Annotated in this window: 1 pseudogene; it reads right to left on the minus strand. The window is 72.1% G+C overall.

Annotated features, from left to right (window positions below):
• A pseudogene (locus FLQ44_RS23775) lies at window positions 1–495 on the minus strand (iron ABC transporter permease); the annotation flags it as partial.

A 495-nucleotide genomic window follows, 5' to 3' on the forward strand; every position in this document is an offset into this window, starting at 1 on the left:
ACGGTCCGCGCGGCAGGCGTCGAGGTCAGCAGCACGCCGGTGCAGACGAACTCGAAGTAGCGCGCGTCGAACTCATGCAGCTGTGCGGCAGCGATCCAGCCGAGCCGCGCCACCGGCAGCACGAAGGCGATGGCGAACACCACGGCGCAGAACACGGTCGCGGCCCAGCGCCAGCGCCCCAGCGGCAGGCGCGCCGCGCTGACCGCGCCCAGCTGCACGAAGGACTGGCGGCGCCGCGAACGTGCCTCCAGCAGCACCAGGGCGATCACTGCCAGCAGCATCACGGCGGCGATCTGCAGGGCGGTGTCGGTGGAGAACATCGCGAACCAGGCGCTGTAGATGGCGCTGGTGAGGGTGTCGTAGTTGAAGGCGGCCACGGTGCCGAAGTCGGCCAGGGTTTCCATCAGCACCAGCAGCACCCCGCCGGCGATGAAGGGCCGCGCCAGCGGCAGGGCGGCGCGCTGGAAGGCCCGCCGCGGCGACATGCCGGGCGCG

The organism is Vogesella mureinivorans (assembly GCF_007644035.1).
GTDB classification, from domain to species: Bacteria; Pseudomonadota; Gammaproteobacteria; order Burkholderiales; family Chromobacteriaceae; genus Vogesella; species Vogesella mureinivorans.